The sequence below is a fragment of the Acetobacter indonesiensis genome (assembly GCF_000963945.1).
Taxonomy (GTDB): Bacteria; Pseudomonadota; Alphaproteobacteria; order Acetobacterales; family Acetobacteraceae; genus Acetobacter; species Acetobacter indonesiensis.
Window position 1 is genome coordinate 16,813 of the sequence record NZ_BAMW01000012.1, and the last position, 25,354, is coordinate 42,166.

Genomic DNA, 25,354 nt, shown 5'->3' on the forward strand with positions numbered 1-25,354 from the left:
ATGAGTCTCAAGGCGCCGTCGGGCGCGAATATATCGCCCTAGCCGATGAGGTGGTCGCCGCGATCCTAGTGACGGTGCGGGAGGGGTGGGCTTTGGCGGCCATAGATGGGGAGACGGCCTCAGAGGGCGAGGTCGTCATGACAGAGCGGCTGCGAGACGGAATGCGCCAGGCTCTGACGTCCGGAACGCTGGCGTGGGGCAAGTCCTTCATCGTGGCGCTCGGTATGGAGTCGCGCTCTACCCCCGATGTCATGACACCCGACGGTCGAACAGACATTCCCCTGTATGTCGTAGAAGTTTTCCTGCGCTACGCTGAGCACGATCCTCACGCGATCATCGAGTGCAAGCGCCTGGATGGAAGCAACACCTACCTTTGCCGCGAGTATGTAATCGAAGGTGTTGATCGGTTCCGTTCGGGTAAATACGCGGAAAACCATGCCTCCGGCTTCATGGCGGGGTATCTGCTCAGCGGCGATGCGCTGTCGGCAGCGGCGGGCGTAAACGCGTATTTGGGGCGCGTGGAGCGGGCCGACGAACAGATCGTGCTTTCTCCAGTCGTCGAACATCCGGCATTCTGGCGATCCGAACATGCCAGAACGGTTGAGCGACCCGCCATCGCGATCCACCACGCTTTGCTCGGGCTGACAGCCGGATCCTAAGATTTAGTCTATCGCCAATTGATTACGATTTTATCAAAAGTTTTGTCTAAAGCGCGATTTATACTGATCCGTGAAGTATAGGTGACGAAATCATGGAAGAGGGCGGCTGCTGATTAAGGGAAACTTGACGCGATGAGCTGCCGATTTCGTCAAACGGGTTTTCGAATACCTCGATCTCGGGGCAATCGTCCGAACTTATGCCGAATATGGCGTTGGCGACTTGCTTCAGATCATCCTTAAAGCTTTTTGCATCCATTTCTTCGCTTCTGCCGATGGCGCCCCGAACTGGGCGGCCTGCCTCGATGCGTTCGAGGGGGTTAATCAGATTCCGATGATGACCGTCCATAAGAGCAAGGGACTTGAATACGACACCATCATCTTCGTGGGCCTCGATGACCGGGCTTGGTGGGCCCACACCCCCGGCGACCCCGAAAGTGTCGCAGCGTTTTTCCTCGCCCTCTCGCGGGCGAAACAACGCGCCATCTTTGCCTTCTGCCAACAACGCGGAAAGCGAAACAATGTGGCTGAACTCTATCAGCTTCTGACTGATGCAGGCGTGCCTGAAATCGAGATATAACCAGATTCAGGCTCGTCTTAATACAGTAAGGGAAGCGATAAGGAGCGAGCTGCGAAGAAGAGAAAGTCTCATGGCCAGCATCAGCTAGCTATGCCATTGCACCTATTTTGGATGAGTATAGTTCTCATCGCTATCCGGCATGGCCCGTCCGCCGAGATTCGAACCTCGACTGGATAGAATACGCACACACGTCCACCATTCGTCCTTTCCGGTAGAGCGTTGGATGATTGATGTCAGCTTTCGAGAAACTCTCTCAACCGCCCGGATGACCGACATGTAGGCGACTGCCGCCTGTCTGCTTTGTTTTTTCTGAGGCGACAGACGGTCAATTATGTCGAGTAAAAACTCATTCATGAACGCGTCTCTCATCCGGGCAGTGCAGATCTGATGCGTCCATGTGCACACCAGATCCACACTGAAGAACTGGAGCCGTCTGGACTGCAAACGTAATTTCAGAGGCCCGTCCGCTAAGATGACTAGGTCGCTTTTTGATTCAGACAGTAAGGTTTAACCGACCCTTTGCAGCGGAACGGGCTGAACAGCCACAGATCCCGGAACGCTTTGGATCTGACGCTCCCGGTCCAGATAGCGCAGGCAACTGACCCGCAGAAAAGACGCCATATTGGGCAGCTCACCCCGAAGCTCCAGAATTTCATCCGAAAGCTTCGTGATGAGTTGGTTGACGGTCATGCCATCGGCTGCGGCAATTTCCGTCAAGACATCCCAGAACATGTTCTCCAGCCGGATCGTGGTGACGACACCATGGATCCGCAGGGACCGTGTCCGGCTTTCGTAAAAGATCGGGTCGGCGCGGACGTAGAGTTCACACATGGCGGGTCTTTCCCTGCGGATAACAATCAGGCTTCGATCTTCGTGCCCAGAACCTTAAGGAACTGGCCGATCCAGGCCGGGTGTGCTGGCCATGCTGGTGCTGTCACCAGCTTACCGTCCGTCACAGCCCCATCAATCGCAATCGCCTGATAGTCTGCGCCTGCAAGGATCATTTCAGCACGACAGGCGGGATAGGCAGAAACCTTGCGACCGGAAATGACATTGGCAGCAGCGAGAAGCTGCGGGCCATGGCAGACGGCAGCAATCGGCTTGTCAGCCGTCACAAAGGCCCGGATCAAGTCCAGCACGCTTTCATCGGTGCTGAGCTGTTCAGGCGCACGACCGCCCGGAATGACCAGCGCATCGTAATCATCTACTTTCGTGTCTGCATAGGTGGCGTTGAGCGTGAAGTTGTGGCCACGCTTTTCGGTGTAGGTCTGATGGCCTTCGAAATCGTGGATGGCCGTCGCCACCTGCTCGCCAGCCTTCTTGCCCGGAGACACCACATCCACCTTGTGTCCAACCATCAGCAGCATCTGGAATGGCACCATGATTTCGTAATCTTCAACGAAATCACCTGCGAGCATGAGAATACGTTTACCAGCCATGAGATCATCCTGACGATCGAGGTTCAAAAGACGGACTCCTTCTTACCGTATGCAGAAGGACTGTGGGTAATAGGTGGTAACGACAGAGGTGGAGCCGTTTGTTCGGACAGTTTTATGGGCTTGATAAGCTATACCCGGTTGTCGTTATGCCGCCCTTCTGACGGCGTTGCTGTTGGCCATCTGGTCCGGGGTTAACCCCGGACCAGATGGCGTCGGCACGTCATGATACGCCTCATCAGGCGTACGTCCAGCCAGCGCCGTATGCGGACGCCTTTCGTTATAATGGGCGATCCATCTGCCAAGCCCGGCCCTCAGCTCTGATCCGGTCTCGAACGCGTGCAGGTAGACGCATTCATATTTCAGCGACCGCCACAGACGCTCGATGAATACGTTATCCAGCCATCGCCCACGCCCGTCCATACTGATGCGGATCTGACGATCTTCCAGTATCCCGGTGAAACGGGGTGTCGTAAATTGCGACCCTTGGTCAGTATTGAAAATGTCCGGGGTGCCATAGCGCATGAGGGCATCCTGTAGCGCCTCGATACAGAACTCCACGTCCATCGTGTTCGACAGACGCCAGGACAGGACCTTGCGCGTGAATCAGTCCATGATCGCCACGAGATAGAGAAATCCCCGTTTCATGGGAATATATGTGATATCGGAACACCACACCTGGTCAGGCCGATCGATGACCAGATCCCGTAGCAGATATGGATATTTCCGATTGAACCGCACCAGGCTTAACGGACAGTCTTCTCCGTACGCTCTGGGCCACACGTCCGCTATCCGGAAGGGTGGAGTTGCGCTCCGGCGTCCGCATAGTAGGCGACTACTGCCTGTCTGCTCTTTCTGCTGAGCTGACAGACGGCTTAGGGGGGAAAGCGGAATGTCCGCAATGGAATTGAACGAGGTGAACAGCGGACATAATGGCAGCCCTAGAGGAAAGACCAACCCCTTCCCTGGTCGTATGTCATCACTTTTCCAGCGGATGTCATCGGAAAATGTGATGTGAATACTGCTGCGGTGTGTTCGGCAGCATAATTCAAAGCCCATTTTCGCGATATGATGGCTATCTGAGGATCTGCATCAAAAACGGCACTCCACTCCGGAATACATACCTGAATGGGGTGATGCATGACATCACCCGTGAAGAGCGCACGCTCCATACCTGATTTCAGCACGAGAGACGCGTGATGGGGCGTATGCCCAGGTGTGGGGTGAAAGGAGATTCCTTCAAGAACTTCGGATCCGTCTACGTCAATCTGATCCGCAAGATCCGCCGAGATAATCGGATCAACGCTATCAATGCGTGTCATGAAACTGGTTTTATTGCGGACGCTATCATGAGCCGGATTACTGAAAAAATCATATTCGGCTCTAGAAAAGACATATCGGGCATTCGGGAAGGTCGGAACCCAGATGCCATTTTGCAGGCGTGTGTTCCACCCCACGTGATCAACATGCAGATGGGTGAGAAGAACAAAATCGATATCTTCTGGTCGGACGCCAGCGCGCATCAGATTTTCAAGCCACACGGTCTGCAAGTGATCGAAAAACAGAGCAGCAGGTCGAGCCTTGCTATTCCCGGCCCCCGTATCCACAAGAATGTTCCGACCGCGATCCTTGATGAGCCAGCTATGAACGCTCAAAAGGACTTTCGTTTCTGAAGCATCCAGCGTTTCAGACAGATGAGGATAAGCCTGAAGTGCCGTTGCATCATCCCAGTTAGGAAGCAAGAGTTCTGGAGTGAGTGCTGCTAGCGTCAGATCCTGTATTTTTAGTATGCGGGCATCCCCTACAGTATACCACTGAAGATCGTTCATAATCCCAAGGCCCTCTTTTCGTTTTTATTTCTCAAAAGACACAGCGCTGTTGTCATGAAGGGAAAAGAGACTTCAATTCTTGCGGGAGTTTGCCAGTTGCATGGTTTGACAGGCACCCGAATAGCGGGTCCCATTCTTCAATGCGCAGATCACAAATCAAACCTTCTGATGCAAAGGGATCACCGGCAATCATCGCGTCAATCTCCTGCCGATTGGCACCTTTCATAATCAGAAAGCCGGAGCGCAGTGGGGTGCCTTTCAACGGACCGGAGGCCAGCAGACTACCTTCCTGAATAAGGCGCCTGAGATACAATACGTGTGCTGCGACATGCTGTCCCCATCCCTCGCCGTCAGGGTGGTCCATGCGCACAAGATAAACAGGCATTTCGAAAGACTCCATCAGAACTGGACTTGCCAATCGCTCGAAGCCTTCAGCATATTCCTCTTTTTCGCTGGATAAATTGTCGATACAAGACATCAGTCACAACTGAGGATGGTGAATGCTTGACCGGTTAACCAGCATGAAGATTTTTATCAAGGTTGTGGAATTGGGATCTTTTGCTGCGGCCTCCCAGCATCTGACTTTGTCGCCGCAGATGGTGGCCAAGCATATAGAGGCTCTGGAGCATCACCTTGGTGCACGTCTGTTGCATCGAACGACACGTCGGCAAAGTCTGACTGAAACAGGACGGCTCTATTGCGAGCAATGTCGGCTTGTTCTGCAGGCTGCTGAACGAGCTGACAGTCTGGCAGCCAATACGCTTGGCACACCCCGCGGTACATTATCTGTCAGTGTACCCGTCACTTTCGGGCGAACAGTATTGCTGCCATTTGTTCACAATTTTCAGAAAAGATATCCAGAAATTCAAGTCCATTTGTCACTGACAGACCAACTGATTCACCCCACAATGGACGGTCATGAGGCTGTGATCCGAATTGGTGAACTTGAGACGGACCTTACAGTGGTCAGTCGCCCTTTGACGGCCTATCGTCGGGTCATCTGTGCAGCTCAAACCTATCTGGAAAAACACGGTTTTCCAGAGCAGCCCGAAGATCTGATGCGCCACGAGTGTCTCGTGTATGAAAATTCCGGCGGCCCTGTAACGACCTGGCACTTTTCTCAAGGAAGCGTTACGCGGCCAGTCACCGTTTCCGGGAGGATAATCAGTAATGATTCAAGTGTTCTGCATTCTGCAGCACTTGCTGGCGATGGTATTCTGGTGGGATATGAGCAGGCTCTGCTTCCAGATATTAAAAGCAAACGGCTTGTCCGGCTTATGCCCAGGTGGAAAGTTCCGGACAGGCCCGTGCACCTGCTCTATAACGCAGGTCCGGTTATGACACCAAAGCTGCGGGTCTTTGTGACCGAGCTTCAAGAGGCTTTCCAGCCTGAAGCCTCTTTTCGACGGTAGGGTGCCTGACTCCTAAGCTCAGTTGGCAATCAGTTCCTGTTCACCATCCCTGTTCAGTCGGAAGAACAAACAGTTCTGCAACATCCATACGTGCAGGTGATTTCAGAGCAAAAAGGATACTGTCTGCTATGTCCTCGCCCTCGAGAAAGGTCATGGACGCTGCAAGGTCATCCATCTGTTTGCGGTAATCAGCATCTGTAATGTGATCGTAAAGCTCTGATTTTACGGCTCCCGGCTGAATGCAGGTAACGCGGATATTATGCTTTGGTCCGATCTCCATTCTTAGGCCGTCTGAAAACGCTGTCACCGCAGCCTTGGTGGCACAATAAACGGCGAGACCCGTAAAGACTTTCCGGCCTGCAATCGAGGACATGTTGAAAATATGGCCCGAATGCTGTGCGATCATCTGCGGAAGAACGGCTGCCGTTGCATTAAGAACACCAGATATATTGACGTCCACCATCTGCTGCCATTCGTCCACTTTCAGGCTGTCAACGCTGGATAGGGGCATCAGGCCCGCATTGTTGACCAGAACATCAATCCTTCCAAATTGGGCGATCAAGCTCTTTGCCGCTTCTTGACACGAGACAAGATCAGTAACGTCCGTCACCAGAGGAATGGCTCGACCGCCAGCCTTGGTAATTTCACTAACAAGCGTCTCCAGGCGATCATGACGACGTGCCGCCAGGCCGACTGTCATTCCTTCTGCTGCAAGTTTGCGCGCTGTTGCCGCACCAATGCCACTGGATGCTCCGGTCACCAGAGCAATTTTTCCTGCAATATTCATAATCTTCTCCACACGACGAGCCTTCAATCGGCCTTAATTGTCGAAGGAGGTGTAAATTATGCCAGAAGATATCTCGCTTGGCTTCTTGCTGAAACTATTGCGATTTTGCGCTATAGATAGTCGCGCATGGAAATGAGAGAGTGTAGCGGATGGTTTTATCCTGCCTTCCTTCTCGGCGTGCTGCCAGTTTGACACTGGAGCAACTTCTGCCCGGGGAGAAAGTCGCGCAAAGTGATGGGGATGTCTGGAAGGATGTTGACGTCCAGATATTCACTCGCCCGGTACAAGAAGACGAAATTCTTGTGCCTGCCGTCGCAGAACCCTTGCTTGTCTGGGTTATCCGCGGAGAAGCAAATGTCGAAGAGCGTGAGCTGACAGGGCCTTGGGAACAGAGCAAGGCAAGAGCAGGAACATTTTACCTCACGCAGACGGACACACCCTATCTGATGCGTTGGCAGGGCAAGGGAGGCACTTGTTTTGAAGTGTTGCATCTTTATCTTGGACTTGAGCTTGTCGATCGAGCTGCCATGTCATTAAATCTGAATTCATCCCGTATTCGAATGCGGGATGTTTCGGGCGGGGAAGATGCTTTCATATCAGGAATTTTGAGTGGCCTGATAGCTGAAATGCAATCTTCCGTTATTGCAAATCCCTTATTTGTAAATGGCCTTCTGGAAAGTCTGACAGTTCATCTTTTAAGACAGTATGCTGATGCCAGAGCTAAGATAAAGCGACGATCCACTCTCTTGCCCACATGGAAACTGCGTAGAGTTCTTGATCATATGGAAGCACATCTGGCTGAACCATTCGATTTGGATTGTCTTGCTGCTTTGTGTGGCATGAGCCGTTTTCACACCAGTCGCTCATTCCGTACAACCACGGGACAAACCCCCTCTGATTGGTTCATGCAGCGCCGCGTCCAGAAAGCATCAGAAATGCTTCGTAAGACCAATCTTTCCATTATCGAGATTGCTTTGGAGATCGGATACAACAATCCAAGTCACTTTGCTCAGGTCTTCCGCAGAGTGACAGGTGTCAGTCCTCGTGATTATAGAAAACTATAATCACGATATGAATAATGTTTTAGAAAAGACCTTGGTAAAAAAGTTCACCTAAATACAATCCCATTCCAAAGACAGCATGAGCGCTTATACTGAGGAATAGTCCTTTTTCAGGATTGGGGGCTCTAAGCCCGAAAAAACCGCCGCCCAGAGCAGGTTTCATAAACAGAAAAGGGGCTAAAAGGGTAACAAGTCCGAAGAGTAGACCATTTAGCAGTGTGGGGACTGTCTTTGCTATAACCACCACAAAACTGAGGTACAGTGCGGCATAAACAGCACCAATCAGATAATGAAATGCCCAGCCGACAGGTGCCTCTCCTTTCAGGGAGGGTCTTTTTCCAATCATTGGGTCATAGATCCTGCCATCGCGCCACCCTATGACCCAGCGGCCGGTGACAGGCCAGTTGGCTGCAGGAATTCCAGTCAATGGTTTCTGGGCCTGTTGCCAGATATCGGATGCAGCAGTCGCCACGACGCCGACTGTCAGAATTTCGAGCAAATTCATACAGCATGTCCTCGAAGTAAGAGTGTTCGCACGCACTTTCATGTCACTTTTCGAGTTTCATGATATACTGACGAAATTACACTCTAGCAACACATGAAGTTACATGAGACAAGATAACAGATTATCCTGTGTGCTCCACGTACTCCTGCATATGGCAGAAGCAGGTGGTCCCATGACGTCAGAAGCTCTGGCTCGCGCCCTTAACACCAACCCCGTGGTTGTGCGACGTCTTATGGGCGGTCTGCGTGAGCATGGATATGTACACTCCGAAAAAGGACATGGCGGCGGGTGGACGCTTTCATGCCAGTTGGATCAGGTAACGCTGCGGGATATTTACGAGGCTCTTGATGCTCCACGATTATTCGCCATAGGGAACCGGAGTGAGGAGACTGAGTGCCTAGTCGAAGAAGCCGTTAACCACGCCATGAGTAGCGTCCTGGCCGATGTTAAGGCCCAATTTCTGGCGTGTTTTGGTCAGATTACACTTGCAGCACTTCATGCCGACTTCCATCAGAGGCTAGCAGCGCGCCATGGTCCGACCACGCTCTGCAAGTAAACCAAGGGGCTGATGGCTAGGATTGATGCTGACCTTGTGCCTCCCGGAATTCAGATGTCGCAAACAGTGAGTGGTTTAAGCTACATGACGTTGCTGGTGTTTTAGCCAGGTCATGGCGTCAGTTACTTCAATGCCCTGTAAAGCGTTGAAAGTCTGTTTCTTGTCCCATGCCACGCCAGTATCGCGTGCGAACGCAAGAAGATATTTCCGTATTCCGTCATCAGGGTGTGCGGCGACTTCTGCGCGTAGCCTATCCATATCCCACAGTTCCCGAATGACAGGGCGGCCAAGATAGTGCTCCATCTTTTCGGCGAGTTGAGCGTAGGAAAACGTATCCCCGGCAACGTAAACCACCTCGTCCTGGATCGGCGGTTTATGGGCGAGGATACTCGCTGTGAGTCGCCCTATATCTTCGGAAGTGGTCACCGTCAGACGGTTATCCCAACTGCCGAGTGCGCGAACCTTGGCACCCTGAAGGTCCACCAAACCGAAAGCTGGTTCAAACAGAAAGCTGGTGAAGATTCCTGTCGAAACAATTATCCATCGGGTCGCAGATTGATTGCGCAGCATGTCCCTTACGTCTGATTGCTCATCAAATACTGGCTGCCCGCTGCCACGTCCAACAACATCGTAATCGACACCGAACTGCCACGGCACATAACGGTCCACCCCAGCCTTCAGGACAGCACTGGTAATTTTACGTTGTGTTCCGGGACCACCAACAAACCCGGTACAACATATAATCGTATTGAACTTGGCGAAGAGGGCGGAGAGGTCCTCTACTGTTTCTGTCGCAAGATCAGCATAAACGATCTGCAGATCTTTTTGTTTTAATTGTCGTGCAATATCCGTTCTGGTGCCTCCGCTTGATGGTCTGAGAAGAACGCTGATTGACCGAGTGCATTCCGCGTTCTGTTCAAGCAGGCCGGTGATGACAGCAAGCCCAAGCTCTCCGGCGCCGATGACAAGGGTTTCAGCGACAGGGGTCTTCATCTCTGGCATCAGGAATTCCTTATAATTATGAAGTTAAAATAAGACATGATGTAGCAATGAGAAGAAGGTACACGAGTGATACCGTTCGATAATCTGGACTTCGATGCCGTGATGGCTCAGTCGCAGGCAGCCTGTGCTGCTCTCAGTGACAACGATGGCGGGTTGAAGCGAGAAGTGCTTGCGCATGCCGGCAACAGATGGTCACTCGGTATTGTCCATATTCTTGGTGTTGCTGGTACTCTGCGGCACGCAGAGCTGGCGCGGCGGCTTGAGGGAGTTACCCAGCGTATGTTGACGCGTTCTCTTCGTCAGTTAGAACGCGACGGTCTTATTATTCGCCATGATTATGGTGAGGTCCCGCCACGAGTGGATTATACTCTCACTCCTTTAGGAAAAGGCCTTCTCGTAGGAATGATGCCACTTTGGCGGTGGATTGTTGACAACGCTCCTGCATTCAGAACGGCACGCGATCGGTTCGACAATGAGAGGAATAGCACTTTCGTTGAGCCTCGTGACGGTCTGATTTAGGCGTTTGGTCCCGTGGTTTGAGGGTGTGATATTTTCACGAGAGTGGACGCAAGCCTTCTGGGACAAATACGTGATGGGAGCGCCACGACCACGCACGCCGTGCGAGCAGCAATACAGCGATCGCAGGCTTGATCCCGAACTCTTCGCTCGGCGCCGCGGGCGAAACCTGTCATTTCAGGAGGTCGAAGATCTCTTCGACATGTCCTGTTTCAGGCCGGATTGGCAGCGTCATGCCATAACCCGGCCCTGAAAGTTGTGGCAAAGCGTATGAAACAGCGGGGTAAGGCGCATAGATTGGTGATCGTTGCTATCGCACAGCGTCTTGTCACAATCGCTAACGCCGTCCTCAAAACAGGCAAGCCGTGGCGCATTAACACCGTCGCTAGCCGCCCCGGCAACGCCGACATCAGCTGGATCTGCTGCTGGACTACGCCTCCAACGTGGCCATATACCCCCCCACAGGCCTACTTTCGCCAGTACCAGCCGCCGCTGATGACCGTCTGGGGCCGATGCCTCGAAGCGCGACATCCCCCACGCGGATGTGCGCTCCTACGATACCTGTCATCTGGCACTGGAGCCCTATGGCGCTGAGATTGGCGCAGTCATCCGGGCGTTTTTGGATCGAAACCTGGGCGCAACGTAAACACGCGCCACCATCACGCCAACCCCGCCTCGGCCATCCAAAGCTCGGCGTCGGCACCAGCAGCGATACGCAAGGGCGCAGCTGGGTCGGTGGCCGCGCGCCAGACGGCCTGCGCGACATCGGTCGCGTGGGTGACCGGGCCCTGGTCCTCCAGCACGCTCTGCACGAATCCCTGAAGTTGCGGCGAGTAATCCGGGTCGTCCATGCCGCGCAGATGCGGCATGGCATTGTCGCCAAAGCGGGTCTGCGGGGCACGTCCGGGCAGCACCAGGTGCGCGCGCACGCCGAAAGGCTGCATTTCCAGTGCCAGCGAAGCGGTGAAGGCGTTTACTGCCGCCTTGCTGGCGCTGTACACCCCGATTAGAGGCAAGGTCTTGACCGTCACCGTGGAGCTGACATTGACGATGACGCCGGCGCGGCGGCGACGCATGTGCGGGGCGACGGCACGCACCATGGCCAGCGTGCCGAGCACATTGGTTTCGAACAACGCCCGGGCCGTCTCCGGCGCGGTCAGTTCCACCGGCGCCACGGCGCCACAACCAGCATTGTTAACCAGAACGTCGATAGGCCCGGCCGCCTCAACGGCGCGCTCGACGCTGGCGGCATCGGTCACGTCGAGCGCAAGCAAGCGCAGCGAGGGCGGCAGCAGATCCTGTTGCGGCGTGCGCATGGTCGCAATCACCTCCCAGCCGGCTTCGTGGAAGCGTTTAGCGCTTTCCAGGCCGAAGCCCGACGAGCAACCGGTAATCAAGACTGTAGACATCATTTTCTCCTTTCAAAAATCAATGGCGCCATGCTAGGCCCTCAGATCGAGACTAACTACAATCCAAAGTCGCTATTTCATTTGAATCCGTCCTGATGGCTACCATCGACCCCCTGGCCGAGATCGTCACACTGCTGAAACCGATGGCCCGCTTCTCCAAACAGGTGGCGTGCACCGCGCCTTGGCGCATCTACCGCGATGGCACCGGCGAGCCGTTCTACTGCGCTATCCTTGAAGGCTCCTGTCGCATCGCGTTCGGCACCGGGCCAGCAGTAGTGCTGCTGACCGGGGACTTCGTACTTGCCCCTGCGATGCGCGCGCTGCGGATCGAAAGCCTTGATGCGCCACCAGACCTGCCCGCCAATCAACCTGAAAAACTCGGCGAGGGGCTTTTCCATGTTGGCCGACGTGACGGATCGACCGATCTGCGCATGCGCATCGGCCATTGCCGGTTCGACACCCACGACGCTGCTCTGCTCGTCTCGCTGCTACCTGATCAGGTCATTGTCCGCGATCAGCCCCGGCTGACCACGCTGATACAGTTGATCGACGAGGAAGCGCGGGCGCAACGGGCAGCGCACGAGCTCGTGCTGGAGCGGCTGTTGGAGGTGGTGCTGATCGAGGCCATGCGCTCGGCATCGGCCATTGCCACGGCGCCCAGCCTGGCCCGCGGCCTGGCCGACGAACGCTTGGCCGCGGCTCTGCGCGCCATGCATATGCAGCCGGAGCGGGCCTGGACCATGGCGATGCTGGCGCAGGAGGCGGCCCTGTCACGCTCTGCGTTTTTCACGCGGTTCAGCCGCAGCGTCGGCCTGCCGCCGATGGAATACCTGCTGATCTGGCGCATGGCGCTGGCTAAGCAACTGCTGCGCCAGCCGGGTCTCGGCCTCGAACAGGTGGCGCAACGAGTCGGCTATGGCTCGGCCAGTGCCTTCAGCGTGGCATTTGCACGGCGGACGGGGATGCCGCCTGCGCGCTATGCGCGCGCCCATATGATGTAAACCCTCGCATCACGCTGGAGCGCGCCGCGTTAGGCCTGCACCGGTGGTGCGGGGCCCTCGTCGACTGGCGCAGCAAAGCACCCAGCAAGTGCGGGGCTACGACTGCCCCAGTCCTCCGGCGGTACTCGCCAGAATCTCGGCCAGGGAACATGGCGTGCCTCCGGTCAAATGCACGATGTCACCGCTGACGATGTCGTAGGCGCCACGCGCCTGCCGCGCCTTCATCGATACCACGGCATCGGCCACAACCTCAGGCAGACCCGTTTTGAGCAACGCGGCTCGCAACACCTCGGCGCGCATCACGTTCAAGGCAAACGGCCGCTGGATGTGCTGCGCGACCAGCCTGCACACCGCTTTACCGCGCAGGGTTTCAGGGCCTGTCAGCTGATATATGGCGCCCTCGTGGCCCTCGCTGGTCAATGCGGCGGCGGCAGCTTTGGCCACGTCGCCGCGCGAAACGAAACTGACGCGGCTGTCCTCAAGCGCCGCAAGCCCGCCTGCCGTCAAAGACATCCGCACCTCTTCGACCAGCGTCTCGGAAAAATAGCTCATACGCAGTATCGTCCATGCGGGGATCGCGCTCTTGATCAACGCCTGCTCACTGTGCCAATACGCCGCGCCAACGGCGGACTCCCCCTCACGCTGCGTCCCGGTTGCCGACAACAGGAAGACGTGACCGACTTGGGCATGTGCAGCGGCATCCACGGCCGCCAACATCTGGCGCGAACGAATCCCCGGCCGCAGATCAGCCCCTGGAATCAACAGCAGGCGATCCAAGCCCTGATAGGCCGCCACCAATGTCTCAGATTGGTCGTAGTCGCCCAAGCGACCTGCGTAGGTTCGATCGGTCTTGGGGGTGCGCGAAATCGCCACCAAATTTTCGGCCGCAACCTTTTCCGCCAACGCCTGAACAACTGCGCTACCGAGCTGACCGCTGGCACCGCTCACACCTATTTTCATCATCAGATTCCATGGTTATTTATAGTTCTTTAGGATAAATTTGTTCCTATAAGCTAACAAGTACGCATGAATTCATGCGTCAAGAACACCCAGGTTCCTGTCGCCCCAAGGAGTAGCAATGGAAAATGTAGAAGCGGAATGTCGCGGCCTGGCAGAGGTGATTGCACGCATTGGCGACAAGTGGACGGTTATGGTCTGTGGCCATCTCTCAGAAGGCACCCATCGTTTCAATGCGTTGAAACACCGCATCCCCGGCATCTCGCACCGGATGCTGACTATCACCCTGCGCGGGCTCGAACGCGATGGACTGGTGGCTCGCAAAGCCTATGCCACCGTGCCGCCGAAGGTTGAGTACTGTCTGACCCCATTGGGGCAAAGCCTGACAGGACCTCTGGCAGCCCTGGCAAGTTGGGCACGTGAGAACCGGCCCGCACTTGAACAGGCCCGCACCGCATTTGATCGTCGTGCCGCGCAGGGCTGAACTGGCGTTGAGGTGTGATGAAGCGCGCCGTCAATCAGCAGCGCATGCGGAGCATCATGCCATCAAGTTGAACCACTTCACCATGCGCTCGCTCAGGTGTTTGTCCAGAGATGTCGGTTCATTTTGCTACAGTATAATTACCAATATGCGCAGCATCGTGAGGCACATGAGCGGAAATTACTGGCAGACGGGAACAACGGTGACGGCATACGCGAGTATGTCGGACTTGCCACGCGCACATGTCCGGTTTTGGAAAACTTTATCGCGCCTTGTATGTCGAGGATGAAGGCGGCTACAGGCTGTCTGCTGCCATTCATTGAGCAGACAGGCAGATCGGGGGGGGGAACAGAATGTCCGATATGAGTTATGAAGAGGCGAGAAGCAGACATTTGCACGGCCGAAGAACGCTGGCCGCTCTACTCCAGGAACGGGCATTCATTGCCAATTAGCGGCATGAAACAGGATCCGCTATCACCTCCAAGATGATCCCCGATTGGACCCCGGAATTGCTCTAACGATTGAGCCAGACCCCACCGTCTGGATCCCAGGCACCTCGGGCGCCTTCCGGGACGCTCAGAGCTGCAATCATTGGACCAAAAAAATTTCGCAGCTCCGACTGAAGGTCAGAAAACGAGGGCGGTTCCAATGCGGGAGGCGTCCGGCGCAGGAAGCCAGACCATAATCCGCGTTCTTCGGCGATGACCGCGAAGGCGTCGGTCATCGCCACCGGCATCTCACTCGGGATGGCCGTCTCGCGGCGGCGAAGCGTCCCGTGGATCGCTTCGACTACATTGGCCAGATCGAACGGGAAGGTCCGCGCCGTGACCCAGATGTCGTAGAAGTCCTTGATCCGACCGTTTGCCTCGCCGAAACGGATCATCGCCTCAAACTTTTCGGCGACCACCGTTTCGGGCGGATACATTAGGATGCTGGCCTGGGGCAGGCCGGGCAGCAAACTCGGGAAGTTCTCGCGCTTGGGATCCGGGTATACATGGTCGCCAAAGCCGATGTCGACCAGCACCGGGATCTTGGTGTTCTCTAGGTGGGCTCTCAGGCTCAGGCGGGCGCCCTGGTACTTGTCGGCTTCGCGGACTTGCTCGATCTTCAACGTTGTCGGATCGAAGACAATCCCGTCGACGGGGACCTCGACATGACAGATGCGGGTGAACAGCTCCATCAGGGCAACGGGGGCCGGGTCGCCCTGTCCCAACAAATCGAGGTCGCCGGTCGGCCGGAAGACGTGCGTGGGCCAAGTCACGAATAGCATCGCGCCCTTGATTACATAGCGTTCGGCCGCTTCAGTCTGGCTTAGGCGGAACAGCAGCCGCTCAATGGCGTAGCGCGTCAGCACTCGCTGAAAATCATCGTTGTGTTGCCTAGCGTGGGCGAGCAGCTTGGCGCGGATCGAGGCAGCGGGATTTTTTACGACCTTTTCCGTCATTGCATAGCCTTGATATAGGGCGCCATCCGAGCAGCGACCCGGTCAACGGCAGCGAATTTCATGAGTTCGCTGGGGGTGGTCTTGCACTGATGCAGAGCATCGCGCAAAGCTTCGATCGCCACATCCTCGCCAACGTGGCGGCGATGCTTGAAGCAGTCAGCTACGGTTTTGGCGACACCGTAGATTGGCACCTTAACGCCCTCGACGTCGATGTACTCGACCCCGGCTGTCAGAGTCTCTCCGGTGGCACGAACGATCTCAAGACGCACGCCACTAGGACCGGGCGAACGAGCCTTGTGGGGAATGGTCATCCAGACTGCGTGCGGCAGTTGCGTTGTCAACTCGTGGCAGCGAAGGGCGCTCAGCAAACTCACTACACCGTTTGGAACACGGCGCGCAGCCTCGGCAAGGTCATGGGCGATATCCTCGCCCATGCGATCAGGCGTCTGATAGAGACCACGTCCAAGGCGGACCAGATCGCCAGCGTCGGTCAAACGCTTCAGATATACGAGTGGAATGCCAGCCGCCTTCAGATCCCGCGCGCGCGCAATCCCCCTCTTCCGAACCAGGTTAAGAGCGAGATCGCGATAAGTCATATGACGTTCGGGCATAATGTTACCTATTGTCGGCAAACAGTATAAATTATCACCAAAAGATAACAGTTGAGGAATTTGGCCTGATGTCATATATTTCATATGATCATGACGCAGTCCAGTCCCTCGCCAAATCTCACTCCAAAGCACATTCGTGCTGCGCGCGCGCTGCTGGCTTGGTCGCAGCGAGATTTGGCTAAAGCCGCCAAGGTCGCAACTTCAACCGTCGCCGACTTTGAGCGCGGCTCACGGACACCGGTAGCAAACAACGCCCAGGCTATTCGGGACGCCCTTGAGACGGCCGGCATACGCTTTCTGCCGACGGGAGCCGTCATAGGCCCTCCCATTTCGATGCTCACCCCATCCAACCGGCCAGGAACACCCGTGCGGTGGGTCAACACGGATGACCTCGCAGCTTGGGCCGGGCGGACAGACGGGCCCGTCAGCCTGCCGACCCTCCTTGCCTTTCTGATACGTGCCACGCATGGTAGCGCCATACATCTCCGCTTTCCCTCAGATGGTGGCGTGCGTCACTCGGGGTGGGACGGGCTTACCATCACGGACGTTGGTAGCGACTATGTTCCTCTGGGAAAGGCAGGTTGGGAGTTAAGTGCTCAACGCACCAATATCTCTCAAAAGATAACCAAGGACTATACCAAGCGCACCACCGAACCTGCGCCGCTGGATCCCGCCGTATCGGCCTACATTTTCGTCACCTTGCATCACTGGCCACAAAAAGACGAATGGGCCCGCACACAAACCTCTGCCGGCCCCTGGCGCGAGGTCCGCGTCTACGACGCTGACGATCTAGTGCATTGGATCGAGCAAACCCCGGCTGTTGGCCTGTGGCTCGCTACCCGCCTCAACAAACGGCCGCTGGGAACTCGGGAGTTGGACGAGGTCTGGGAAGAATGGTCGTTTGCTACCCAATGGCCGATCACCGAAGACTTGGTGCTCAGCGACCGCGACCAGGATGCCGCCGAGGTGCTGCGTTGGCTTCGCTCTGAGCCCTCGGTCTTGTCGCTGCAGGCCACCACATCCGATGAAGTCGTAGGCTTCTTTCACGCCACGCTTAACGAGCTTCCTGATGACATGGCCTCGGCCTACCGTGCGCGTTGTCTGGTGGTGACCACAGCAGCAGCGGCGCGCACGCTGGCCAATGCGCCTGCGCCGTTGATCCTGATCCTTACAGAGCCGGACCCCGGCGTAGCGCGCAGCCTCGTCGGCAAGGGCCACTTCGTGCTGCAAGCCTACGATGAAGGGTTCACATCACGGGGCGAGCTGCGCACTCTTGAGCGACCATCGCGGGAGGGCATAGCCAGCGCGCTGCAGGCTGCTGGGATCGCCGAACCTCGCGCCCGAGCGCTGGCTCGCGACAGCGCCCGAAATCTCGCCGTTCTGCGTCGTCTGATCCCAGGCGCGCCCGGGCGACTGCCGAATTGGGCTGAGGAGCCTCCGCCACGCGCCCTGCTCGCCGCACTACTCGCCGGCGGTTGGGACGACAATGCCGAGGCCGACCAGGCGCGACTTTCGGAACTTGCCGACGCACCTTACGACCAGGTCATCGCTGCTCTAACGCCTTATGTCGGCCAGTTTGACAGTCCGCTGCAGAAAGTCGGCTCGACATGGCGTATGGCGTCACCATCCGACGCATGGTTCTTGCTTGCCCACCACCTGACCTCCATTGATATCACGCGGTTCGAAGCGGCCGCACATGCGGTTCTCGGTTCGGTCGATCCTCGCTTTGATATGGATCCGAACGAGCGTTGGATGGCCGCCATAAAAGGCGTTAACCGCGACTATTCAGACATCATCCGCCACGGCATTGGACAAGTGCTGATCCTTCTGGCGCTGTGGGGCGGTCGAGTTCGCACAGTGCCGGACGCCGTTCGCCGCGCCGACATGATTGTTAGTAAGCTACTGGCGAACGCCGATCAGCAACGATGGTGGTCCTTGTCCCGAGACTATCGACTGTTGGCCGAAGCGTCGCCAAACGCCTTCCTATCGGCAATCGAGGAGAGTCTCGATCAGAATGACCCAGCGATCCTCGCACTTTTCGGTCGTGATGAAGACGACCTCTTCGGGGCTGAGCACCTATCAGATCTGATGTGGGCGATGGAAGCTCTGGCTTGGTCACCCGCTTTTCTACCGCGCGTGACTCTCGCTTTTGCCCGTCTCGATACAATTGATACAAAGCCGCGGCGAAATTCCAACGGTCCTGCCAACAGTCTGCGCCAGATATACGTACTATGGAGTCCGCAGACATACGCCACGCTCGACGAACGGCTTCATGCGCTCGACCTGATCCGGCAACTAGAGTCTGACGCCGCTTGGAAGCTGATGCTTGGCATCCTCCCCAGAGGACATGACATGTCAATGCCGTCGCCGATGCCTCGGTGGCGCGACTTCTCGGTCGAGAAAGTCGAAACCGTCACTTGGCCTCTTATCAGGCGCGGCTCTGCGGCGATCAGCCAGCGCCTTCTCGAAGATGTCGGGGCCAATGCTGCGCGCTGGATTCTGCTTCTAGACCGGATTGGCGACCTTGGAACCGGACCCGAAGCGGCTCTTGACGCACTTGAAAGAGCCGAGCCGCATATGACCGTCAAGGCAGATCGCAATCTGATGTGGGAAAAGCTGAGAAGGATTCTGCATCACAATCGCGAGTTTCCCGATGCAGAATGGCGCCTGCCCGATCCGGTTCTGGAGCGGCTTGACGTGATCTATAATCGGTTCGAGCCGGCGGACCCACTGGAGCGTATGGCTTGGCTGTTCCAGAACGGCGTCCAACTGCCCAATCCGTCCGCAGGTGGTTGGGAGGCCAGTCAGCGGGACGTGGAAGCAGCTCAGATCCAAGCCGCCAGGATGTTGTTCAAGGAAGAGGGTATAGCCTCTGTACTGGCGCTCGCCCGACTAACCGAGAGGCCCGGCTACCTTGGCAAGGCTGTCTATGACGCTGGTTTTCCTGCATCGGACATTGACGCCCTAATCGAGGCAGCCGTTAGGAGCAACGACCTGCGCGAGCGCGACGTTGCGCACGGGCTGATTGTCGCGGCGTTCTGTGACCGCGGTAAAGGCTGGGGGGCTGACCTGATCACTAAGGCCAGGACGCTGGCTTGGGGCGATACCGCTGTAATCACCATCTTGCGGGCTCTCCCAATCTCCCGCTGGACCTGGGAGCAGGTGGCCAACATCGGCGATAAAACAGAGACCGCCTATTGGCAACAGACGCCGGTGTTCTGGATGAACGAAGACCGTGAGAGCGTCGCCTACGCGATCCGCCATCTGATCGACGTCGGTCGCGCCCGGCACGCCCTGCCGCTAACCCAGTGCAGCGCCAAGGTAGACCTGCCAACCGACCTACTAGTTGAGGCCCTGCAGGAAGCGGCGCGCGAGCCTTTCGAAGGGAACGGCGATAGTAATGAAGCCACAATGTTTCAGCACTACGTCACCGAAGCGCTTAGCGTTCTCGACAAACGTGAGGATGTGGATCGCAACGCGCTCGTGATGTTGGAGTGGAACTATCTCCAATTGCTGGAGCACTCCCGCCGGCCGGCAAAAGTCCTGCTTCGCGCTCTATCTGAGCAGCCCTCGCTGTTCATCGAAATGCTAAAGGCCATTTTCCGACCAAGCGAAGAGAGCGGTATCGTCGACCCCGAACCTGCCAATTTCGAGCAAGCTCGCGCGGTAGCAAACCAAGCCTACCGCCTATTATCACTCTGGGATCGTCTACCAGGAACCCGCGACAACGGCACCATCGACGGACAGGTGCTTGAAACCTGGGTTAAGGAAGCGCGATTTCTGGCGAAGGAAGTTGGCCGCCAGGATATCGCCGACGACAAGATCGGCCAAATGCTCTCGGCCTCGCCTATGGGGGCTGACGGCAACTGGCCGGCCGAACCTGTGCGTGAGGTGCTCGATCTCTTCCATAGCAAGCCGATGCTGGAGGGCTTCTATATTGGCAAGAGCAATCGCCGCGGCGTCACCAGCCGTCTACCACAAGATGGCGGCGAGCAGGAACGAGTGCTTGCGGCACAGTATCGCACTTGGGCCGAGGCGATCAGCTTTGAACATCCTCATACAGCAAAAGCTCTCAATGGTTTGGCCGAACGCTATGATTGGGACGCCCAGCGCCACGACGAGGACGCTGAGCGCCTAGATTGGGAATCATAGTCATGGATTTCAACAAGTATCCGTCTGGGGAAGACCAAGACTTTGGATATGATAGCAGGAAATTTGATACGCTACTCAATAATACATTCTGCTGGATTGCTGCGAAATCGTAGCAGAGCGTGCGGAAACGCATCCGAAAGATGTATGCATTCTGTGCACTCTCGGAGAGTCGGCTTTCGGGAAGCCGCGAATTCCGGCTGAATGACCGATATGAAGGCGATTGCCGCCTGTCTACTGTGTTTTTTCTGAGTCGACAGACGGTCAATCATGACAAGTAAAAACTCATCCATGAGCGCTTCTCTCATCCGGGCAGCGCAGGTCTGATCCCCCCATGTGCACACCAGATCCACACTGAAGAACTGGAGGCATTTGGACTGTGAGCGTGCTTCCAGAGGCACGTCCGCTAACATGACTAAGCTGAAGGCCTTTCCGAGCCGACAGTCGAATATTTCTCAAAGTGAGCCCCTCAATCGGTGCCTCGGGCAAACCCAACACAACACCCGCAGTCTCCGCATTTATCGCCGTCAGATCTGTAATGGTGACATCATGAATATGCGGGGTCGTTGATGTTACCGGAGCAGCAGGATCTGCCATCGAGAAAGTCTGCTGCGTTCCCCCCGGCTGCCCTGCATAATAATCACTGATCGACAGCGGCACCCGAACATGGTCCATCGTCAAATGTTCCGCGATAATCCAGCCAATATCTCCGCCACGATCTCGCCCAGACTTAATCCGCAGTCCGGACAGCGTGTTCTTAAACGAGACGTCAGATATTCTAATATGATGGGCACCATTGGCCAGTTCGCTGCCAATAGACAGGCCGTGCCCTTCGCCAAAGCGAGACTGTGTAATGCTGATATCGCTCGCCGCTCGTCCCGGCTGCGTCAAACCCGATTTGATGGCGATGTTGTCATCCCCTGTCGCAATATCGAGAGTGCTCATCGTGACATGATCCGAGGAGACAAGATCAATACCATCGGTATTCCGAGACGAGGCCGGGTTGCGGATCGTGAGATGATCGACCTTGATCTGGCTGGACTCCCTGACAACGACCGTCCACATTGGAGAATTGGTCGCCGTAACGCCTGAAATCCGTCCATGCTGCACATGCGAAAACTCAATCAGCCAGGGGCGGGGCAGGCCATTAGCAGCAGGAACCCCCGGATAGTCTGGCCCGTAAGGTAAAGGACCTGAGGTCTGCGTCTTGTGCGCCTGCACGGCTTGAGGCCACCAGACAGTAGCGCCATTCCCATCAATATGGCCCTGGCCGGTTATAGCCACGTCCTGAACATCAATCGCAGAAACAAGGGCTTCACCGGGCTGCGCTGCTTTCCCCAGAAAGGCCCAGTGGAATAGACGCGTGTCCGCACTTCCCAGAAGGATACTTCCCTTCTCCAGATTCAGCGTGACATGGTTTTCGAGAGATAAAGGACCGCTCAACCATGTTCCTGACGCCAACGACACCACGCCACCACCTGCCTCGCTACAGGCTGTAATGGCACGTTGAATGGCCGGACCGTCATTGGTGCGGCCATCATGCCGTGCACCATAGGTAACAGGATTACAGCGAGACGAAGCGGCATGACTGGGTATGGGCGTGCACAACAACGCCGCGACCACTCCACCTAAAATCAGCCCCGCGTCTCTCATAGAGCGGCTGCCTAAAACACATCTTTGGTCCGACTGATTGCGTTTTTGAGCAGCGCTCCCCGTCACTTCCGCAGCCCCTTGATACCCAGCTCTTCCCACATCCAGTCAAAGCTGAAAGAGGCCCCTGCCCCCTCAAGCCCCAGGCCTGCTGTCGTGGCTTCAATCTGCTTCAACCAAGCCGCGACTTTCTTCTTCCCCGCCGCTGTTTTAACAGCCTGCCTCGGCGTGACATGCCCAAGCCCCGGAACAACCTCATCCAGAACACGGCGATAATGCTGCTCCAGAACAGCAGCCAAAACTTCCGCCTCTTCTTCGAGCGGGATCTCGTCTTCAAGCACGTCCCCCCGGCCAGAGGTCCGCTGCTCTTCTATAGCCTGCTCGGCAGTCATAATCTGTGTCAGAGGAGATCCAATCAGACTGCCCAAGGCGTTGCGGAGTAAAGCCGTGCCTTGCTCAGCCCGCGTTTCTGAGTTGACCTGCAATCTCAGCTGACGGCCTTTCAGTTCCAGCGTCCCCAGAACAAGACCACCACCATCCAACGTCGTACTCAAAAACTGAGCTTTGCTGTCTTCTGCCTTAGAATTGGCCTCAGGAATATGGTCACCCGCCTGACGCGTCCAATTCCAGATCATGCGCCCCGCATGCTGCAAACAGGAGATCGTATTCAAAACCTCGGCAATGCTCTTCTGGGTGCTTCCCTTGCTGAGAGGAAAACATACGTCATGAAAGACTAGGTCTTCGCCATCGCCGTTAAACAGAACGGGTGGCTCGGAGGCGCTCACCATGTTTTCCATGGTTCTAAAGAGCCAGGTCAGCGTGAAGACCGGAGCCAGATCACGGAGCACATCTGTTTTGATCTTTGGAAACTCAGCCTGACCTCGCTTACGCTTGAGAACATCGCGCAAATTCTCAGCCAGATCTTCGCAAGCCTGCGGAGAATATGCCAACAGACTCCCTGCCAAAACCATTTTCCCGTCTTCGGGAACAAGACGTGCCGCGATGCGCTCCCAAGGCTTCAGGGACTGTGTGGCTGAGCGTTCATGCACCAGAACGGGATCACCACCCCGCAACAGGTCACGCACCATCATGCTTTGACCCGGCACGATCTGCGAAACCTCATACAGGCTCATGACGGCCTCTTTGAGGCCCCGCATATAAGCGCTTTTGCGTGGACCTTCTTTCCAGCCCCGTCGTTTCAGATAGACCTCAACAAAATTTTCGTTATCCCAGTCCTGCCCCAAGAAATCTTCGAAGGCACAGCCCCAGAGTGACATTGCCGCACCCTGCCCCAAGATATCTCCCAGGTCTTCGAAGCTGATATCCGCCGCCTCTAAAGCCGGTCCCAAATGCTCACCCAACACCTCTTCAAAGCAGGATTGCCACTGATCCTGCTTCAGATATCCGATAAGCCCTGTCAGATTGTCAGCGTTCATAAATGCGACGACTTTCACTATTTTTCTGCGGCGGAACGGCAAACACCATGTTTACCCGAGAGCCTGACTCAAAAAGCGGTCTGATTGATTTTTCGCATCATTCTGCGTATATAAGCAATAATGAGACATGCCTGTGAGGCCTGGGGATTCGGCAAACAGCATCGCCTTATGGAAACGCGTGCTTATCTCCCCGATTTTACCTTAAAATTATAAATCTCACTATCGGCCCAACCCGCCTGCAAGAGATCATGCGGCTCATGTCCGTTATGCGGAAAGCTGTTCGTCGGTGTGTATGTCAAATATGAGCTGTGTTCTGACGGCAGTTTCTGCTTCACGAACAGCGTATTCTCTTGATGGGGTAATGATCCATTTGTCCGTCTTCCGAAAGAAATGTGGCATGTTCAGCTTGCGCCTGCGCCATAAGGAGATGGTCAAACGGATCACGATGATGCAGAGGCAAAGACATCAGGATCTGCAGGTGTTCGGGCTGTATTTGTAATAGAGAGAAACCTTCTTCAGGAATGGCTGCCAGAATATCGTTCATATCCGCATCCAGTTTTCCGATACGGATTTTGATCGCAATCTCCCATAATGATACGATACTCACCAGAATATCGTGGACTGGATCCGCAATAGTCTCCCGTGCAGTCTCACCCAGCCGGTCGGAGTCCGAAAGCCACCACAGCAATGCATGCGTATCGAGCAGAACCTTCACAAGTCGCGTTCCATACTTTCAAGAACGTCGGGAGGTGTCTGATCAAAATCTTCGCTCATTCTGATCCGCCCGCGAAGAGCTCCAGGCTGACGACGCGGTCGATAGGAAGGAGCGGGCGGACGCAGTTCAGCAACGACCTGATCATGAGACGTCACGAGGATTGTGCTGCCCTGTCTGACCTGACGCAGATACGCTGTCAGGTTTCCTCGGAACTCTCGAACTCCGATTTTCTGTGGTGATGGTGCGTTATCTGAAAGATGCTCGCTCATGGTCTCCTCCTTGTGTGTCATCATAACATGTACACACAAGGAGGAGGTAGAGAATTCCTGAGGCATATTCAATTTCAGAGATCAGTGGCTTCCGACAGTGCCAGAGCGTCCTCTACATCCACCCCAAGGTATCGAACCGTACTATCCAGTTTTGAATGACCCAGCAGGATCTGCACAGCTCGGATATTGCCGGTTCGTTTGTAAATCATGGCAACCTTAGTCCGGCGGAGCGAATGAGTTCCATATTCCCCGGGGATAAGTCCTATCGCCTGAACCCATTGATCCAGAAGCCGGGCGTATTGCCTTGTGCTCAGGTGAGCTTTGGCGCTTAGGCGACTTGGAAAAACATACTCATTCAAGCCACCACCTCGATGTTCCAGCCACGCCCGCACGCTTTCCCGCGTTGTTTCTGTAATTTCGAATTGCACAGGTCGCCGGGTTTTCTGCTGGACGACCATGGCTCGGTGGCGCACCTGACCACTGGTCACGATGTCGCCGATACGAAGGCTGACAAGATCGCAGCCTCTGAGTTTGCTATCGAGAGCAAGATCAAACAAAGCTCTGTCTCTGACACGCTGTTCGCTCCCCAGCCAGAACCGAATAGCCCAGACGTGCTTTTCTTTGAGCGCCCGCTTGGCGCCAACCATTTTTCCTGCATTCCAAGGCACGGACGCCTTCAGCGTAGGCGATGGAAAACGCGTTTTCTTTTCCATGATACTTTCTCCTGATCAGCTGCACATGCAGCAATCAGAAGTCTGGAGGAGGACATCGGCGGATAACGAGAATTATCGCCGACCGTCCGCTTTTCGGAAACTGGAACGGCTCTTCTTTTGACCGAGATGAGGGCGAAAACAGACTTACTCCCCTTGAGCTTTGCAGCATTGACGCTTCC

General features: G+C 55.7%; 26 protein-coding genes and 1 pseudogene. 9 read left to right on the forward strand and 18 right to left on the reverse strand.

Annotated elements, in window-relative coordinates; genetic code table 11:
- Window positions 1–137: 137 nt before the first annotated feature.
- Window positions 138–659, forward strand: coding sequence for a hypothetical protein (locus Abin_RS04715; RefSeq protein ID WP_048845236.1), 522 nt, complete (start codon window positions 138–140; stop codon window positions 657–659).
- Between the two features lie 220 nt (window positions 660–879).
- Complete coding sequence (locus Abin_RS04720; RefSeq protein ID WP_048845211.1) at window positions 880–1,236, forward strand: 3'-5' exonuclease; 357 nt, start codon at window positions 880–882, stop codon at window positions 1,234–1,236.
- Window positions 1,237–1,743: 507 nt separating this feature from the next.
- Here the strand turns inward: Abin_RS04720 and Abin_RS04725 are convergent.
- The 5 genes and pseudogenes from Abin_RS04725 to Abin_RS04745 form a co-directional block, all read right to left on the reverse strand.
- A complete protein-coding gene (locus Abin_RS04725) occupies window positions 1,744–2,067 on the reverse strand; it encodes a ribbon-helix-helix domain-containing protein (RefSeq protein ID WP_048845212.1) in 324 nt (107 codons plus the stop codon).
- Between the two features lie 26 nt (window positions 2,068–2,093).
- Window positions 2,094–2,675: a DJ-1/PfpI family protein gene (locus Abin_RS04730; protein ID WP_048845213.1), complete on the reverse strand. Its 582-nt coding sequence runs from the start codon at window positions 2,673–2,675 to the stop codon at window positions 2,094–2,096.
- Window positions 2,676–2,819: 144 nt separating this feature from the next.
- Window positions 2,820–3,395: pseudogene (locus tag Abin_RS04735) on the reverse strand (IS3 family transposase); the annotation flags it as partial.
- Window positions 3,396–3,613: 218 nt separating this feature from the next.
- Window positions 3,614–4,501, reverse strand: coding sequence for an MBL fold metallo-hydrolase (locus tag Abin_RS04740; protein WP_048845214.1), 888 nt, complete (start codon window positions 4,499–4,501; stop codon window positions 3,614–3,616).
- A gap of 52 nt (window positions 4,502–4,553) precedes the next feature.
- Window positions 4,554–4,886: a YciI family protein gene (locus Abin_RS04745; RefSeq protein ID WP_003626994.1), complete on the reverse strand. Its 333-nt coding sequence runs from the start codon at window positions 4,884–4,886 to the stop codon at window positions 4,554–4,556.
- Window positions 4,887–5,001: 115 nt separating this feature from the next.
- Between Abin_RS04745 and Abin_RS04750 the strand changes: the two genes are divergently transcribed.
- Window positions 5,002–5,913: a LysR family transcriptional regulator gene (locus Abin_RS04750; RefSeq protein WP_048845215.1), complete on the forward strand. Its 912-nt coding sequence runs from the start codon at window positions 5,002–5,004 to the stop codon at window positions 5,911–5,913.
- Between the two features lie 40 nt (window positions 5,914–5,953).
- Here Abin_RS04750 and Abin_RS04755 read toward each other — a convergent pair whose 3' ends face one another.
- Window positions 5,954–6,700, reverse strand: a complete 747-nt coding sequence (locus Abin_RS04755; RefSeq protein WP_041240784.1) for an SDR family oxidoreductase — start codon at window positions 6,698–6,700, stop codon at window positions 5,954–5,956.
- 149 nt (window positions 6,701–6,849) lie between these two features.
- On the opposite strand from Abin_RS04755, the gene Abin_RS04760 reads away from it, so the two are divergent.
- Complete coding sequence (locus tag Abin_RS04760; RefSeq protein WP_048845216.1) at window positions 6,850–7,764, forward strand: helix-turn-helix domain-containing protein; 915 nt, start codon at window positions 6,850–6,852, stop codon at window positions 7,762–7,764.
- Window positions 7,765–7,783: 19 nt separating this feature from the next.
- On the opposite strand, the gene Abin_RS04765 is transcribed toward Abin_RS04760, so the two are convergent.
- Window positions 7,784–8,266, reverse strand: coding sequence for a DUF2938 family protein (locus Abin_RS04765; RefSeq protein ID WP_048845217.1), 483 nt, complete (start codon window positions 8,264–8,266; stop codon window positions 7,784–7,786).
- 103 nt (window positions 8,267–8,369) lie between these two features.
- Between Abin_RS04765 and Abin_RS04770 the strand changes: the two genes are divergently transcribed.
- Window positions 8,370–8,822 carry an Rrf2 family transcriptional regulator gene (locus tag Abin_RS04770; RefSeq protein ID WP_084593470.1) on the forward strand — a complete coding sequence of 151 codons (453 nt, stop codon included), beginning with the start codon at window positions 8,370–8,372 and terminating at the stop codon, window positions 8,820–8,822.
- Between the two features lie 75 nt (window positions 8,823–8,897).
- Here the strand turns inward: Abin_RS04770 and Abin_RS04775 are convergent, their stop codons facing one another.
- A complete protein-coding gene (locus Abin_RS04775) occupies window positions 8,898–9,824 on the reverse strand; it encodes an aromatic alcohol reductase (protein WP_048845218.1) in 927 nt (308 codons plus the stop codon).
- 102 nt (window positions 9,825–9,926) lie between these two features.
- On the opposite strand from Abin_RS04775, the gene Abin_RS04780 reads away from it, so the two are divergent.
- Complete coding sequence (locus Abin_RS04780; RefSeq protein ID WP_255319405.1) at window positions 9,927–10,343, forward strand: winged helix-turn-helix transcriptional regulator; 417 nt, start codon at window positions 9,927–9,929, stop codon at window positions 10,341–10,343.
- Window positions 10,344–10,999: 656 nt separating this feature from the next.
- Here Abin_RS04780 and Abin_RS04785 read toward each other — a convergent pair.
- Complete coding sequence (locus Abin_RS04785; RefSeq protein ID WP_237938396.1) at window positions 11,000–11,752, reverse strand: SDR family oxidoreductase; 753 nt, start codon at window positions 11,750–11,752, stop codon at window positions 11,000–11,002.
- A gap of 92 nt (window positions 11,753–11,844) precedes the next feature.
- On the opposite strand from Abin_RS04785, the gene Abin_RS04790 reads away from it, so the two are divergent.
- Window positions 11,845–12,750 (forward strand): AraC family transcriptional regulator, encoded by a 906-nt coding sequence (locus Abin_RS04790; protein ID WP_048845220.1) that lies wholly within the window; start codon window positions 11,845–11,847, stop codon window positions 12,748–12,750.
- A 96-nt stretch (window positions 12,751–12,846) separates the two neighbouring features.
- On the opposite strand, the gene Abin_RS04795 is transcribed toward Abin_RS04790, so the two are convergent.
- Window positions 12,847–13,713 carry an NAD(P)H-binding protein gene (locus Abin_RS04795; protein WP_048845221.1) on the reverse strand — a complete coding sequence of 289 codons (867 nt, stop codon included), beginning with the start codon at window positions 13,711–13,713 and terminating at the stop codon, window positions 12,847–12,849.
- 115 nt (window positions 13,714–13,828) lie between these two features.
- Here Abin_RS04795 and Abin_RS04800 point away from each other — a divergent pair, with 115 nt between their 5' ends.
- The gene (locus tag Abin_RS04800) at window positions 13,829–14,191 is read left to right on the forward strand and encodes a winged helix-turn-helix transcriptional regulator (RefSeq protein WP_048845222.1); all 363 of its coding nucleotides are present in this window, start codon (window positions 13,829–13,831) and stop codon (window positions 14,189–14,191) included.
- Window positions 14,192–14,702: 511 nt separating this feature from the next.
- On the opposite strand, the gene Abin_RS04805 is transcribed toward Abin_RS04800, so the two are convergent.
- Both Abin_RS04805 and Abin_RS04810 read right to left on the reverse strand, forming a co-directional pair.
- Window positions 14,703–15,632, reverse strand: a complete 930-nt coding sequence (locus Abin_RS04805) for a nucleotidyl transferase AbiEii/AbiGii toxin family protein (RefSeq protein WP_048845223.1) — start codon at window positions 15,630–15,632, stop codon at window positions 14,703–14,705.
- Window positions 15,629–16,243: a type IV toxin-antitoxin system AbiEi family antitoxin domain-containing protein gene (locus tag Abin_RS04810; protein ID WP_219810478.1), complete on the reverse strand. Its 615-nt coding sequence runs from the start codon at window positions 16,241–16,243 to the stop codon at window positions 15,629–15,631. The genes Abin_RS04805 and Abin_RS04810 overlap by 4 nt, the downstream gene beginning before the upstream one ends.
- Window positions 16,244–16,333: 90 nt before the next feature.
- On the opposite strand from Abin_RS04810, the gene Abin_RS04815 reads away from it, so the two are divergent.
- The gene (locus Abin_RS04815; protein ID WP_255319404.1) at window positions 16,334–20,395 is read left to right on the forward strand and encodes a helix-turn-helix domain-containing protein; all 4,062 of its coding nucleotides are present in this window, start codon (window positions 16,334–16,336) and stop codon (window positions 20,393–20,395) included.
- 282 nt (window positions 20,396–20,677) lie between these two features.
- Here Abin_RS04815 and Abin_RS04820 read toward each other — a convergent pair whose 3' ends face one another.
- The 6 genes from Abin_RS04820 to Abin_RS15605 all read right to left on the reverse strand — a co-directional run.
- Entirely contained in the window at window positions 20,678–22,045 is a 1,368-nt protein-coding gene (locus tag Abin_RS04820; RefSeq protein ID WP_194301398.1) for a glycoside hydrolase family 28 protein, read from the reverse strand.
- Between the two features lie 62 nt (window positions 22,046–22,107).
- Window positions 22,108–23,478 (reverse strand): hypothetical protein, encoded by a 1,371-nt coding sequence (locus tag Abin_RS04825; protein ID WP_048845227.1) that lies wholly within the window; start codon window positions 23,476–23,478, stop codon window positions 22,108–22,110.
- Between the two features lie 331 nt (window positions 23,479–23,809).
- The gene (locus Abin_RS04830; protein ID WP_048845228.1) at window positions 23,810–24,193 is read right to left on the reverse strand and encodes a type II toxin-antitoxin system VapC family toxin; all 384 of its coding nucleotides are present in this window, start codon (window positions 24,191–24,193) and stop codon (window positions 23,810–23,812) included.
- A complete protein-coding gene (locus Abin_RS04835) occupies window positions 24,190–24,528 on the reverse strand; it encodes a type II toxin-antitoxin system Phd/YefM family antitoxin (RefSeq protein WP_174766870.1) in 339 nt (112 codons plus the stop codon). Before Abin_RS04835 ends, Abin_RS04830 begins: the two co-directional genes overlap by 4 nt.
- A gap of 8 nt (window positions 24,529–24,536) precedes the next feature.
- A complete protein-coding gene (locus tag Abin_RS04840) occupies window positions 24,537–25,175 on the reverse strand; it encodes a tyrosine-type recombinase/integrase (protein WP_048845230.1) in 639 nt (212 codons plus the stop codon).
- A partial coding sequence (locus tag Abin_RS15605; protein WP_219810479.1) for a hypothetical protein occupies window positions 25,139–25,354 on the reverse strand: 216 nt, incomplete at its 5' end. The genes Abin_RS15605 and Abin_RS04840, both read right to left, overlap by 37 nt.